This window comes from Vibrio sp. V04_P4A5T148 (assembly GCF_963875605.1).
Lineage (GTDB): Bacteria > Pseudomonadota > Gammaproteobacteria > Enterobacterales > Vibrionaceae > Vibrio > Vibrio anguillarum.
This window is the reverse complement of sequence record NZ_CAWNMS010000016.1, coordinates 56,409-70,732: the sequence shown is the minus strand read 5'-3', so window position 1 is coordinate 70,732 and position 14,324 is coordinate 56,409. Positions and strand designations below refer to the sequence as shown.

Below are 14,324 nucleotides of genomic sequence, written 5' to 3'. Positions count from 1 at the left end.
GTTTACCACTAAATCCTCACATTCATCTTCGTGTATCGTTGGCTTATAACATCAATATGACTTACAACTTGACCTTACGAGTAAGCTTGCCACAATGTGCGCATGCAATAACTGTAGGGAAAACAGTATGATATTTTATTCTTTTGGGCGGCTAAAACCTATCGCGTTACTCTTAACTTCTTTACTTTCATCAACTTCTTTCGCTGCTATCAGTGATGCGCCAGTGGTTGGCGGGCTGTTTAATTCGGCGCAAATATTGAAAAATCAAATGGCGTCGTCTTTAAGCTATTCAACACGCTTTGCCCGTGATTCGACCTTATTTACCATCGCCGGGGTAACACTCGATAGCTATATCCTTATGTTGCCTTTAGATGCAAAAACAAAAGCTCGCGTTATTGCACAAATTTCTAACCCAACTTACGCCATCCCGCTGGGCTACTTTTTATATCAATATTATGATCGTTATACGGGGTTAGAAAATGATGATGTATTTAAACAGTATTTAAGTACTGTTTATGACGCAAAGGTTTTAAAGGGATTCGAGCATAGCCTCTACCATTATGGGGAAGAGGTGGTGAGTGAACAAAAAGAGAATATTAAAGATCAAGGGCATCATGAAGGGATTAAAGTGGATGCCCAATTTATTGCGGCCATGGTGACTGTATATGATGCCTTGGTTGAAATTGGTGAGTGGCAACAGCTTGAGAGATTGCCGGATCACTATCAATATCTGACGTCAAGTGAACCCGATCGATTGCTGATTAATAAAATCCAACCGATAGTGATCCAAATCATTAGTCAGGCTGCTAATGGGATGGATGAAGGAGAGATGAAGCAAGCCCTTTTTGGGGTATTAGAAGATGCAAAGCCAGAAAATACAGCACGTGTGAACAACAAAGCAGAGGCAATCACGGTTACTTTGATTGATTTTGTGCGTATGAACGTATTAAAAGGCTACCGTCAATTTGTCTATCAGCAAGAGCGTGAACAAGCACTAAATTCCTGGTTACAAAAAGCACTTGATGATGATCCTCAAGCATTGATTGCGTTTCTCCGCTCTCAGCAACAACGTCGTATGGCAGTGCAGATCACCGTGGATGCTTTGCAACAAGGGCTGATCGAAGGTTTGGTTGACCCGAGTAAGCCATTTATCCGCAAAGCTCACCAAGATCACAACAATCGATTGAGCACTAAGCCTTCTTCAATGGAGGTGGTTCAACCCGAACATCAGCAGCAAGTACGTTTCATGCAGATATTGGCTGAGCAGCCTTACCACGATCCACATTACTTGCCGTTTTTTAAACGCTTGTATCGTGATCATCGCGCTTCTATTACTCAAGTGGGTATTTCATCAACACCAACGATCAGTGTGCGTAATTTACCGATCATAAAAACAGGAGCGAAGGTGTCCGGCCAAGGCGGTACTGGCATACCTAATTTCCACTTTGTTGATCGCACAACCGACCGTGCTTATTACTTTTTTGGTAATGATGCACTGCAGCTTGATCGCTTACTGGCTAAAAACCAAGTACAAACGATGTTTGATCGCCTCGCTTACCTCAACACCCTCAACTGCAATGCGCAATACGATTGGAATGCTCATACCACTTATGATGGTTTAGTGAATTTGGGGGCGGGTGAGGCACTACGTGATTTTGGTGAAAAGCGGTGTGTGCGTGAGCTGAAAGAGCGCGCGATTGTCGAACGTGAACTCCAACAGTTGCGAGCGACATTAGTTGAAGAGGTCACGCGCTATCAGCAGATAAGCAAGTGGGATTTTTATACTCGCTGGACTCGCCATCAAGTGCTTGCTCACCAGTTGAAACAACTTGCACAAAAAGAACTGAAAGGAATGCCCGACTATACGCTGATTTATAATCCATGGCCGGATCATTTTGCTCATTTTAGCGGCCCATTCAGCGATGAAGTCATCATGCCAACTGGGGAACTAAACCGCCTCGATTACTGGCTAGCGCAAATAGAAGCAACCTATCAAGACGCGGGAGTATATGACCGCACGTTATGGGGCATGGCTGGCGATCATGGTTTAGCGCCTGTTTATTTCTCCCTCAATCCAGAAAAACAGATCTTTGAACCGCTAGCCTCACAACTGGGAATAAAACTCAAGGTGAAGAAAATCTCATCGGATGAGGGAGAAGGGCCAAAAATGACGAATACGATTAACGCGCCGTCAAACAAAGGGATTGATGTGGTCGTCGCTTCCACTGCGGGTGGAAATTTTATGATGGATTTCTTTAATGCAGAAGCTGGATGGGAAGTTCAACCGGTTTATCAAGAGTTGATCCGTTGGCAACCGATCCATTCTAAGCCAGGGCAGCCAGTTGATGTGATCGATGAAACCGTAGCGCGACTTGCTGAAAGCCTAGATTATTTAGTTGTGAGAGAAAAACCATGTGATTTAACAGGCTGTTCTGTACGGTTGGTTGGCGAGCGGCAAGGTAAACGAGTGGATGAATGGATTGAAAAAAAGGGTGATAAACTGCGCTATTTTGCTGAATCGGGCCAGCCATTGTTGCTTGGCGTTCAGCAGCTAAATGCTTATTTGTCGCCTCCTTCATCTGACGAGCTAGAACATTATGCACAACTCGTCGAACGTTGCGTTTATCACGCTAAAGCGAATCAAGCTGAGACGTGGTGCTCAAGTGCGCAGTGGCGAGAGTTAACACGTTTTACGTCCCGTCCAGATTCGGTTAATCAGCTCGCTGCTATTTATGAAGACGACCGTGCGGGCACCATTAACCTATTTCCTAAAGAGGGCGTTGGCTTTAATACTAAAGTTCCGGGGCGTCATGCGGGTGAAAGCTATCTAGAAAAAGATGCTTTTATCGGTTTTTGGGGGAGTCCAATTGGCAATCAAGCCACGCCGCTCGGTTCAGTCGAAAATGGCTCACTTGCGCCCACTCTTTATCACTATTTAACGGGAGACGAAGTTAAAGTTGGTGAAGATGGGTGGGGTTATCCATCGGTTCTTAAACAGTTGGATATTCGCTAGCGAGAGTTGGCCGTTATGACTGCCAATGAAATAAGTGAGCGTTAGGCTCTATTGAGTGAAGAACGTTCGCTTGTTTCATTGGCTTCGATTGCAGCCTTAAGTGGCAGGTTGTTCAGTACGTTTAAACTTCAAACGATTTTTCACATCTCGGCTATCGAGAATACGTTGGCTGTGATCAATATCGAGCTTGGATTTTGCCAATCGATCATACAGCAGCACATTGACGCTCGCGGCCAAATTCATGCAACCAATCGTTGGGATGTATACAACCTCGCTGGCTTGGTTAACTATCTCTTGTGGAATAGAACCATCTTCAGGGCCAAACACATACAGCGCTTTTTCCGGGTGAATAAACTCGGGCAGTGGTGTAGCCCCTTCTGCCAGTTCAACACAGACGATTTTCATCTCACTTGGCAAGTCCTGCGTGATCTCTACCATCGCGGTGAGCGGGATTTTACTTTGAATGTTTTTTGTGTCGGTTTGAAATTTCACTGCGCGATCATAACGCTCACCACTGTAGCGAACCGCGCATGCTTGGTAGCAACCTGCCGCGCGCATCACACCACCTACATTGGTTGGGCTTTTAGGGTTACACAAACCAATGATCACTGACATTTCACGTTCCACAAAAAATCCTCTCACAATTTGGGGCGGGCAGTATAACGCTAAAATTTGCCTTGAAAGAAAAAATATCGATAAATCGTTCAATAGTTTTTATATTTTTCGTGACCTTTCTTGGAGTACTCAAACTGTCGTATTTCTTACATCAATATTTCATAGGGGGATGGCTTAATTTATTTTTTCACAGTTAAAGGATGAAAACGTGAAGATTATTAATAAAGTCATTCTATTTGGGTTGTCTCTTGCTGCTCATGCGGCATTGGCGGACACCGATATTTATTTAACCAATAACTCTGCGCTGCCAATGTCTATTGCCGTGAAACAGACCGGATCTGATCAGTTGCAACAAGGCAGTGAATGGCAGCAACACAGTGAAACGCTAGGCCCGTGGGAAACTAAAATGGTGCTCAGCTTTAACCGCTGGCAAGGGGTGAAATCTGGCAAAACGTACCAATTTGAAACCATGGTGACTTTGCCGCAAGGGCAGGTTTTCTCTTTACAGCAGAAGATGGAAGGTCATTGGTATAACTCAAGCATTGAGCATAGGGTACAAGCACGAGATATTCCTCTTCAGTGGCAAAATGATCGTGCGGTTCACCGTTATTACTCAACGCAGTTGATTGAACGTCCAACCGAGCTTGCGTTTAAATCCGTCAGCACCACTCGTTACGACGACATTTATTACACCATTACGCCAACGAATACAGAAGAAACACCCGATGCTGAGACCTTAAAAGTGATGACCTATAACGTTTGGGCGTTACCTGTGATTGCTTCAAATATTGCCGAGCGTTTTGCTATCATCCCTCAGCACATCAAAGGGTATGATGCCGTAATGCTGCAAGAAGTGTTTGCTGCGGGGCGTGATGCCTTTCTTCGAGAGCTGGCAAAAGAGTATCCGTACCAAACGAAAATGCTCGATAAGTCTGGGGTGAATATCCATGACGGTGGAGTGATCATCGTCAGCCGCTACCCAATTGTTAACCAAGGACAGTATGTTTTCCCTGATTGCTCGGGAACTGACTGTTTTGCTGATAAAGGGGTGAATTATGCTGAAATCATCAAAAATGGTCAGGCTTATCATCTGTTTGCAACGCATACTGCCTCGTTTGATACCGATACCGCTCGCGATTATCGCCAACGTCAGTTCAGACAGATGCGCAGTTTTGCGCAATCATTCTCTATTCCCAGTACAGAAACGGTGATTTATGGCGGTGATTTTAACGTGAATAAACGTAAATTTGCCGATGACTATCAAAACATGCTCGCGAATCTTGCGTCAACCGAACCTAGCTACGCAGGCTATACCGAATCAACGTTTGATCCGCGTATCAATGATTTTGCAGGAGAACCCTTATCCGGTGGTGAAAACGTGGAGTACCTTGATTATGTGGTGGTAAGCCAAGAGTTTGCACAACCAAGCGAACAACAAAACCGCAATACTGTGCTGGTGCCAAGAACCACGGACGAGCGTTTATGGCAGCATTACAATTTATCGGATCACTTTCCGGTTAAAGCTGAGATCCGCTAGATGCGTTGGGTTAGGTTATTGATCTGCGTTGCCTTAGTCGGCAGCGCAAGTTATTGGTGGGTGAAGAGGGATGAATTTCCCACTATCCAAACACCCCCCAATAGAATTGAGGTTGCATTGCCGGGCACGGTGCGTTTGCCAGAGCAAAGTAGTGTTGCTTTGTTGGCTAATCGCGATCATCCAACCCATGAAGAGTGGACACTCGTTGGTGAAACGCTGCAAACAGAAATAGGCAAAGCGCTGAGAGAGAGAATAGAGCAGTTTTGGCAGCAGTGTCGTCAGCAAAATGTGTGTGCTGCGCGGCTACAACAACTACAAGCGTAGTTGCCCCATGAACGTTATGAGCTGGTTGTACTCTATTGGCAAAAACAGGCGCAACGTGACGCGTTGCTTGGAATGGAACTCATCAGTCAGGATACGGAATTAGGTGACAAAATGGCTTATGTAAAATCGATTGATCAACAAGTATGGGGGCGACAAGCGGATATCTTGTTTGCTGATCAGTACGCTTATGATGATTTTGTACAGCAACCCAATGACTACGAAGGCATTGCTTCCGTAGAAGAGGCGTTGCAGAGCATTGAACAGCGGCTTACACAGCACCAATATCAATGGGATACCTTTTCATTAAACACAGGTAATGCACGCTATGAACAAGCGATTCGGCTGATCCCTCAACATTTATCGTTAGAACAGCGCTTAGAAGTACAACAAGGTTTGGCCGAACTTTACTTAAATGAACATGAGCGCAGTGAGGTGGCCCATCGCCAAATCGAGCAACAAGCGCAGGCTGCTCAAGTCATTGACTACCAGCAAGCGTTAGCACAGTTAGAAAAGACGCTCTCAAGCCAGAGAAAGACAGCCTATGCCACCCTTTCGACAGAAGAGTGGGTGCGCTACGCGGCAAAGCAGCGTTATGAGTTTAGAAAAGCATTTTTTGCTCGTTAGGATGAATAAGATAACCACTGCGCTCTTTATTCACTCGCCATGAACCGTTAAACTCACCAGCAAATAACTGACTTGGATTGATCATGGCAACCTTATCTCTACAAGAGCAAATGCTAAAAGCGGGTTTAGTTAACGCCAAAAAACTCAGCAAAGCGAAAAAGAGCTCTAAAAAATCGCGCGTGCAAGCACGTGAAGTGAAAGCGGCAGTAGAAGCGAATAAAGTCGAGCAACAAGAGCGCGACAAGGCACTGAATAAACAGCAAAAAGAGCAGTTGTTGAGCAAAGAAATTCGCGCTCAAGTAAAACAACTGATTGAGATGAATAAGCTGGATCTAAAACACGGTGAAATCAAATACAACTTTGTTGATGGTAAGTTGGTCAAGTCACTTTATGTCGATTCACTGGTTCGCGACCAACTGAGTAAAGGAATCCTGGCTATCGCGCGTTATGAAGATGGCTATGCTGTCATCCCGGGTGTGGTAGCGGATAAAATCTTCATGCGTGATGAAGAGAGCATTATCGAAAATAAAACTGCCGATGAATCTCTACCTGCTGAAGATGATCCGTACGCGGATTTCGTAGTCCCTGATGATTTGATGTGGTAATTCCTTTCAGCTCTCCTTCTCAACGGAGGAGGGCTCTCGTTCTCCCTTCCTACCTCTACTTTCCACTCTACAATAACGTTATCCGCGATAGTGGGTAGTGGTTCTTTTTCCGTTGAAGCTGTGGCTTGAGTCGAACTCAATACAATTGCCGCTATTAAGCCAAGTAGACGTATTAATAAGAGAAGAGTGGCTGCAACACAAAGTATCATTGGCTGATTCTTAAAGAAGATAAATGATACTTTTTGTCGAATGTTGCATGGGTGATGCTGCTAGACTTGTTCATGAACTTATTCATAGGAGAAAACAATGAACTCGACGATTTTTAGCTCGGCCATCGTCACCACGACGTTAACCACCAGCTTATTATTTGCAGGGATGGCAAATGCTTTGCAACTCAGCAGCCGTGATATCCAAGAAGGCCACCCGATGGCAAAAACCTTTGAATTTTCAGGCTGGGGTTGTTCTGGGGAGAATCTTTCGCCGCACTTAATTTGGACCGATGCACCACAAGGAACCAAAAGCTTTGCTATTACGGCTTTTGATCCAGATGCTCCGACAGGAAGTGGCTTTTGGCATTGGATTGCGCTGGATATTCCAGCGACAGTGAGTGAGCTAGCGCGTGGGGTTGAAGTCAAAAAGCTCGGTGCAATAGAAACACGTATCGATTATGGCAGCGTTGGTTTTGGTGGTGCTTGTCCGCCAGAAGGGCACGGAATGCACCGTTACCAGTTTACGGTATGGGCTCTCCCGACGGAAAAACTCAATTTGGCGGCCGATGTATCACCTGCGGTGGTTGGTTTTACCCTCAATAGTTTGGCGTTAGAAAAAGCGACGCTGACCGCAACCTATACACGCTAATTCATGGGGGAGTGATGAATCACCAATACCAAGTCACCACCTTTCGAGCCGCTCAGCAACAAAGGCTGAGAAATGTGAGGATTCACTCTCCAAGCTTGATTCAGATCCAATCTGGCAGTAAAAAACTGTTTCATAAAGAAGAGGCCACTAATCTATCGAGCACTTCGTTATTGTTGTGTGAGGCCTCAGCTTCGCTCAGTTTCGAAAATTTACCAGAACACGGTTACTTCTCGTCAAGGCTGTTCAGTTTCACCTACCGCCCGACCGAGGCGATGCTTACGTTAAGCGCAAGTCATGAGCGCCCAGTTATGTGGCCTGTGATTTCAACCAACTCTTCACTGAAAAGTTCGCTCAATGCGCTCGCCTCGTTCGATCTTTCGTTAATCAGCCAAGAAACCCAAGCCTATCTACTGATGGTGTTATACCAACAATTGGCTGAGCAAGGTGTACTGCATTGGCTCTTTGGGAGTACTTCTCTACCCTTTGAGCAGAAGCTGAGAAACTACCTCGCCCAGTCACCAGAAGAAGAACATCCACTTGAGCGGGTAGCAACGCACTTTGCCATGAGCCGCGCGACCTTAATTCGACGCTTAAAGCAACATGGCACCCGTTACCGTGAGGTTTTGGCTGAAGTGCGTGTGAATCACGCGCTGAACTTAATGCAAGGTGGCCAACGAAATATAGCGATATTGGCACAGTGTTGCGGCTACCAATCGGAACAGCGATTTAATCAACGCTTTCGCAGTCAGTTTGGTTTAAGCCCCAAAGCGTATTTACAAACTCTTGGTATGCGAGGTAAAGGTACGCCAGATAAAGAGACAAAAAAACAGCCCATTTTATCCAATGAGCTATTTTAAGATTGAGAGTAGATCAAAGCGGTTTAGACACTTCATCGACCAAATACAAAATGGATTGATATGGAATGCCGCTGTGGTGTGATAGGCCAATTTCACAGGTACGGCTATTACTGAATCCGCGTTCGCAGTGAGCAGGGACTTGCTCTTTGAGCGGATGAATGGCCGCCGCATTCAGTTCTGGCGTGGTAAAGCCTTTATCGCCCGCCCAGCCGCAGCATTGAATATGCTCTGGCACAATCACCGTGCTGACGCAGGTTTGGGTCAATTTGAGCATATCGGCTTCCAACCCCATTTTGCGTGCACTGCAGGTGATATGCAGCATCACAGTTTCTTCTTTGACTTTGATCGCTAAAGAATCCAACAGATACCTATTGACAAAACCGACGGGTTCTAATATTTCCAGTGGTTTAGTAAATTGTTCAATACTGCGTTTTGCACACGGGCTAGTGTCCATCAGTACCGGATATCGCCCTTGTTGGCTAGCTTGCCATAACGCGGCTTCTAACTGCTGCGCTTTTGACTGTGCAAGCTCATTCATTCCCTTGCTGTCATAGGGCATGCCACAACATTGGCTGTTGAGCTCGTTAGGTAGAATCACCTCATATCCTGCTTTATTAAGCAGCGATAAGGTCACTTCGGTTAATGGCCGCTGATCGCCCGCGCTGTTTTGTTGGCCCATATTTCGGCTCGCACAAGAGGGCAGATAGACGACTTTTTTCTCACGGCGCGGCAGGTTTTCTACTGCAATGGCTAAGTTCTGATGATTGGCTTGCGGCAGTTGTGGATACCAAATAGGCGTTTTGCTTTTGCTGAGTTTACGCAAGCCGTTGGTTGCACCGCCGACTAACTTCTCGCCCAGCCATTTGCTAGCCAATTGGTTGGCACTGAGGCCGATTTTAGCCACGGCTGTGGTGGCGGCAAAGTGATCCGCTGTCCATGTAGCAATGGGGATGAATTTTTGGTATTTCGCGGTGCGCAGCTTTTTCACTAAATCGCCAGTGTTGATGCCAACAGGGCAGCGTTCAGCGCATAAGCCAGTTGCGGCGCAGGTGTCTAGTCCTTGGTATTCAAAGACTTTTTCAAGCTCAGAAGCTTTTACCGTTTCCCCTTGCGCGCGTCGACGTTGCAGCTCGCGGTACAAGACGATTCGTTGACGGGGCGAGAGTGATAGCGTGCGAGATGGACAAACAGGTTCGCAAAACCCGCATTCGATGCAGCGATCGACCAAGGCATCAGCCGCTGGCATTGGCTTCAGGTTAGCTAAGTGGGAACGCGGATCATCGTTGATTATAACGCCGGGGTTGAGCAAGCCTTGTGGGTCAAACAGGGTTTTGATTTGTTGCATTAAGGTGTAACCGTCTTTGCCCCATTCCAATTCCACATACGGTGCCATGTTACGGCCCGTGCCGTGCTCGGCTTTGAGTGAGCCTTGATATTTCACGGCCACTAGCTCGGCCACTTCATCCATAAATGCGCCGTAGCGGTCGATTTCGCTTTGGCTATCAAAGCCTTGTGTAAAGACAAAATGCAAGTTGCCTTCCAGAGCGTGGCCGAAAATGATGGCTTGGTGATAGTGGTAGTGATCAAACAGAGCCTGCAAGTCGCGCACACCATTGGCAAGGCTTTCTACCGGAAACGCCACATCTTCAATGATGACGGTTGTCCCCACTTCGCGCACCGCGCCCACGGCAGGGAACATCCCTTTGCGAATGCCCCATAAGGTTGCCACCGTTTTGGCATCAGAGGTGAATGGTACGGATTCGATGATCTGGTAGTCGCTTAGTGCTGCCATCACGGCGCTGCATTGCGAATGAAGGGCCGCGTGATCGCTGGCGTGAGACTCAATTAGCAGCGCAGCGGCTTCTAGATCAAGTTGCGCAATAAATGCGGGCATGCCAGCTTTGTCAGCGACAGAGCGCATCGCGCGTCCATCCATCATTTCCACTGCCGCAACTGGGGTTTTGGACAGGGTCGTAACCGCTTGGCTAGCCTGCTCAATATCAGCAAAGACAAGCAGCGCCGAGGCTTTGTGCGAGTGCTCAATGACGGTGTTGTAGGTGATGTCGGCAATAAAACCGAGTGTGCCTTCTGAGCCAATCATCAAATGTTCAATGATTTCAATCGGATCAGAGTAATCAACGAGAGCATTTAGGGCGTAGCCAGTGGTGTTTTTTAGGCGATATTTGTGGTGAATAAGCTTTGATAATGTGTGATTTTGCGCCGTTTGTGCGTGAAGTTGAGTAATACCTTCTATCAATTCGGGTTTAGCGATTTTGAATGCAGCGATGCTTTCTGGGTTTGCGGTGTCGAGCACGGAACCGTCTGCGAAGACGATCTTCATACTATCGACAGTGCGGTAAGAATTTTGCGCAGTGCCGCAGCACATACCACTGGCGTTATTGGCGGCGATTCCACCAATTTTGCAGGTGTTGATTGAGGCTGGATCTGGGCCGATTTTGCGTTGAAAAGGGGCAAGGTATTTGTTGGCATCAGCTCCGATGACCCCCGGTTGTAGGGTGATTTTTTTGCCCTCATCGTGAATGCGATGGCCGCGCCAGTCATCGGTTAAGGCGATCAAGACCGAATCAGAAACTGCCTGACCAGATAAACTGGTGCCAGCAGCGCGAAACGTGCAGTGAACGCCAAGCTCGCGGCAGCTTTTAATGGCAAAAATGACCTCATCAAGGCTTTGTAAGCGCAGCACAATTTTCGGCACCAAGCGATAGAAACTGGCATCAGTGCCATAAGCAAGGCGTTTTGCCTGCTGCGTGATGATGCGCTCAGAGTCGATGCGTGTAGCGAGTTGCGTTTCCAGTTGACGATAGGTGGCGTCTGAAAGAGTGCTGGCCATCATTGTTTCCCATTTTAAATTGAGGTGTGGATAGGTTAACGTGCGGCTACCGCTGGTTTGTCATCATGAGATTAAAGTTTGACTAACGAGTCTCGTGACAAATCGGCAATGGTTTTCGCTCCGGTTAAGGTCATGGCAACGCGCATCTCTTTTTCATACAAATCGAGCAAGTTCTCAACGCCGCTTTGACCTTGCGCCGCCAATGCATAAACAAACGAGCGACCCAGTAGCGTGCAGTCCGCGCCCAGCGCCAGCATGCGTACCACATCAAGCCCAGTGCGAATCCCTGAATCGACCAGAATTTTCAGGTCGCCCTTCACCGCATCAGCAATCGCAGGTAAAGCTTTGGCGGTTGACAACACTCCATCAAGCTGGCGACCACCGTGGTTGGATACGATAATGCCATCAGCGCCAAATCGCACCGCGTCTTTGGCATCTTCTGTATCTAGAATGCCTTTAATGATCATCGGGCCGTCCCAAAAGTCGCGGATCCACTCTAAATCTTTCCATGAAATGGAAGGATCAAAATTCTCACCAAGCCAACCAATGTAGTCTTCCAATTTAGTCGGCGTGCCACGGTAGGCAGAAATATTGCCTAAATCGTGTGGCTTGCCGAGCAAGCCGACATCCCACGCCCAGCTTGGGTGTTTCATCGCTTGAAACACTCGGCGCATCGCCGCATTAGGGCCGCTCATGCCAGAATGCATATCGCGGTAACGCGCGCCGGGAACGGGCATGTCCACGGTAAACACGAGGTTTTTTACCCCCGCGGCTTTGGCGCGCTCCAACACATTTTTCATAAAACCGCGATCTTTGAGCACGTAGAGTTGAAACCAAATCGGCCGAGCCAGCGCCGCTGATACTTCTTCGATCGGGCAAACCGATACGGTGGACAGTGTAAAAGGAATGCCTTTATTTTCAGCCGCGCGCGCCGCTTGCACTTCGCCGCGCCGAGCGTACATACCAGTTAAACCAACAGGGGCAAGGGCAATCGGCATTGCAAGCTGTTCGCCAAACAGTTGTGTTTCTAAACTGAGCTCTGACATGTCATTAAGCACGCGTTGGCGCAGTGCGATGTCAGCTAAATCCGCGGTATTGCGTGTGAGCGTGTGCTCACCGTATGAGCCACCATCAATATAATGAAACAGAAAAGGAGGCAATTTCGCTTTCGCGGCAGCGCGATAGTCCGTGGAGGCTGAAATAATCATAGATTGAATCCTAATTTGTACAGAGCCGCCGCCTAGCGAGCTCTGCATTTATTACACAAGATTAATGGTTATAAAAACCAAGTTGATACCAAATCACATCACCAAACTTAGGGTTGCTGGGTCATTAGTACGTCGGTCATATTAAAGCCGTAAATCACCACTAAACCGATAAGGCCAGTCATCACAAGGTAGTAGAAAGTTGGGATAATGGTTTTGCGCAGCGTGGCTCCTTCACGGCCCAATAAACCGACCGTTGCTGATGCCGCGACGACGTTGTGAATCGCAATCATATTGCCCGCCGCTGCGCCAACAGCTTGTAGCGCAATGATCATCACACTGGAAATAGAAAGTGTTTGCGCCACTTCAAACTGGAATTGACTGAACATCATGTTCGACACCGTATTTGAGCCTGCGATGAACGCCCCAAGTGCGCCAACGGTGGCACTTAATGCAGGGAAGGCATCACCGACTAAACCCGCGGCAAAATTGGCGGTAGTGACAGGCATGCTCGCAAGCTCTGCGCCATTGACGCCAGAGTTAATAAAAATACGCACCATAGGGATAGTGAATACCAACACAAAGCCCGCTCCGATCAGCGTTTTGCTTGATTCACCGAATGCTTTGATGAGCGGTGTCGCACTGCGTGACTGCAATATTACTGCCAGTAACGCGACAAAAACCAAGATGCCACCGGGAAGATAAAGCGGTTGAATGGCCGTGCTGATGCCTGTTTCAGCCAGAATGTTGTTAAAGGATAGGCTCACTCCAGCCAGCAGTGACTTAAATTCGCTGCTCACACGGCTTGCCACAAGGATAACCGCGAGCAGAACATAGGGAGTCCAAGCTAATGCAAGGCCCATCGGTTTAGCTTTGATCTCCTCAATATCAATTTTTAATGAGCCTAACCACTCTGCGGGCCACGATTTCTCTTCTGGAAAATCCCATTGTGATTTTGGTACTAAAAAGCCTTTTTTCGCGGCCGTGACAACCAGTGCCAAGCTGATCAAGCCACCGATTAATGAGGGAAATTCTGGGCCAAGAAAGACGCCCGTTAGCGCGTAAGGCACAGTAAAAGCCAAGCCAGAGAAAATCGCAAAAGGCAAAATATCTAACCCTTCGGTCCAGCTTTTGTTCTTACCGAAAAAGCGTGTCAACATCATCGCCATTAATACTGGCATCAATGTACCGACTATCGCATGGGTGATGGCGACACTGGCGGTGATTTGCTGTAAATACACATCCCAACTTGAACCGTTGCTGATCAGCGTTTCGGTGATGTTGTGCGTATCTAACCCCTTGTTTACCCCAACAATAATGGGCGTTCCCACTGCGCCGAAAGAGACAGGAGTGGATTGGATCATCATCCCCATCAATACGGCAGCCAACGCCGGAAAGCCAATCGCAACCAGCAACGGAGCCGCGATAGCCGCCGGTGTACCAAAACCAGAAGCGCCTTCAATAAAAGAGCCAAAACACCACGCAATGATAATGGCTTGCACACGGCGATCAGCCGAAACATCCGTAAAACCGTTACGAATGGTGGTGATAGCACCAGTGTGTTTTAAGGTGTTGAGTAGGAAGATTGCGCCAAACACAATCCAGAGCACGGAAATCGTGATACCGAACCCTTGCAAAACAGAAGCGAGCACGCGGTTTGCCGACATATCCCAAAATGTGAGGGCGATGGCCACAGTTAATGCAAAGGCCACGGGCATCGCCTTTTTCGCAGGCCAGTTGAGCCCGACTAAAAGAATCGCTGCTACCACAATGGGGGAGAAGGCCACTAGTGCCAGTAAGGTTTCGTTCATTGGATACTTCCTCGTAAAGTGTGC

11 protein-coding genes are annotated in these 14,324 nt (G+C 47.5%); 7 read left to right on the top strand and 4 right to left on the bottom strand.

Annotation, left to right across the window (positions count from 1 at the left end; all coding sequences use genetic code 11):
* Positions 1-94 precede the first annotated feature (94 nt).
* Entirely contained in the window at positions 95-3,013 is a 2,919-nt protein-coding gene (locus tag AACT18_RS00890) for an alkaline phosphatase family protein (RefSeq protein ID WP_094125002.1), read from the top strand.
* Positions 3,014-3,109: 96 nt separating this feature from the next.
* Here AACT18_RS00890 and AACT18_RS00885 read toward each other — a convergent pair whose 3' ends face one another.
* A complete protein-coding gene (locus AACT18_RS00885; protein ID WP_441351399.1) occupies positions 3,110-3,640 on the bottom strand; it encodes an RNA methyltransferase in 531 nt (176 codons plus the stop codon).
* Positions 3,641-3,836: 196 nt separating this feature from the next.
* Here AACT18_RS00885 and AACT18_RS00880 point away from each other — a divergent pair, with 196 nt between their 5' ends.
* The 6 genes from AACT18_RS00880 to AACT18_RS00855 all read left to right on the top strand — a co-directional run bounded on the left by AACT18_RS00880 (position 3,837) and on the right by AACT18_RS00855 (position 8,433).
* A complete protein-coding gene (locus AACT18_RS00880) occupies positions 3,837-5,165 on the top strand; it encodes a sphingomyelin phosphodiesterase (RefSeq protein WP_094143443.1) in 1,329 nt (442 codons plus the stop codon).
* The gene (locus AACT18_RS00875) at positions 5,166-5,489 is read left to right on the top strand and encodes a hypothetical protein (RefSeq protein WP_237666713.1); all 324 of its coding nucleotides are present in this window, start codon (positions 5,166-5,168) and stop codon (positions 5,487-5,489) included. It abuts the gene before it with no gap.
* Positions 5,490-6,113, top strand: coding sequence for a hypothetical protein (locus AACT18_RS00870; protein WP_237666712.1), 624 nt, complete (start codon positions 5,490-5,492; stop codon positions 6,111-6,113). It begins immediately after the preceding gene.
* An 83-nt stretch (positions 6,114-6,196) separates the two neighbouring features.
* Positions 6,197-6,718, top strand: a complete 522-nt coding sequence (locus AACT18_RS00865; RefSeq protein ID WP_026027777.1) for a DUF2058 domain-containing protein — start codon at positions 6,197-6,199, stop codon at positions 6,716-6,718.
* 306 nt (positions 6,719-7,024) lie between these two features.
* Positions 7,025-7,576 carry a YbhB/YbcL family Raf kinase inhibitor-like protein gene (locus tag AACT18_RS00860; RefSeq protein WP_017043292.1) on the top strand — a complete coding sequence of 184 codons (552 nt, stop codon included), beginning with the start codon at positions 7,025-7,027 and terminating at the stop codon, positions 7,574-7,576.
* 14 nt (positions 7,577-7,590) lie between these two features.
* Positions 7,591-8,433: a helix-turn-helix transcriptional regulator gene (locus AACT18_RS00855; protein WP_202599082.1), complete on the top strand. Its 843-nt coding sequence runs from the start codon at positions 7,591-7,593 to the stop codon at positions 8,431-8,433.
* Between the two features lie 13 nt (positions 8,434-8,446).
* Here the strand turns inward: AACT18_RS00855 and AACT18_RS00850 are convergent, their stop codons facing one another.
* From AACT18_RS00850 to AACT18_RS00840, 3 genes are all read right to left on the bottom strand, one after another.
* Entirely contained in the window at positions 8,447-11,287 is a 2,841-nt protein-coding gene (locus AACT18_RS00850) for an FAD-binding and (Fe-S)-binding domain-containing protein (protein ID WP_161439633.1), read from the bottom strand.
* 68 nt (positions 11,288-11,355) lie between these two features.
* Positions 11,356-12,492 (bottom strand): FMN-dependent L-lactate dehydrogenase LldD, encoded by a 1,137-nt coding sequence (gene lldD / locus AACT18_RS00845; RefSeq protein WP_026027779.1) that lies wholly within the window; start codon positions 12,490-12,492, stop codon positions 11,356-11,358.
* Positions 12,493-12,599: 107 nt separating this feature from the next.
* Entirely contained in the window at positions 12,600-14,300 is a 1,701-nt protein-coding gene (locus tag AACT18_RS00840) for an L-lactate permease (protein ID WP_029189968.1), read from the bottom strand.
* Positions 14,301-14,324: the final 24 nt, after the last annotated feature.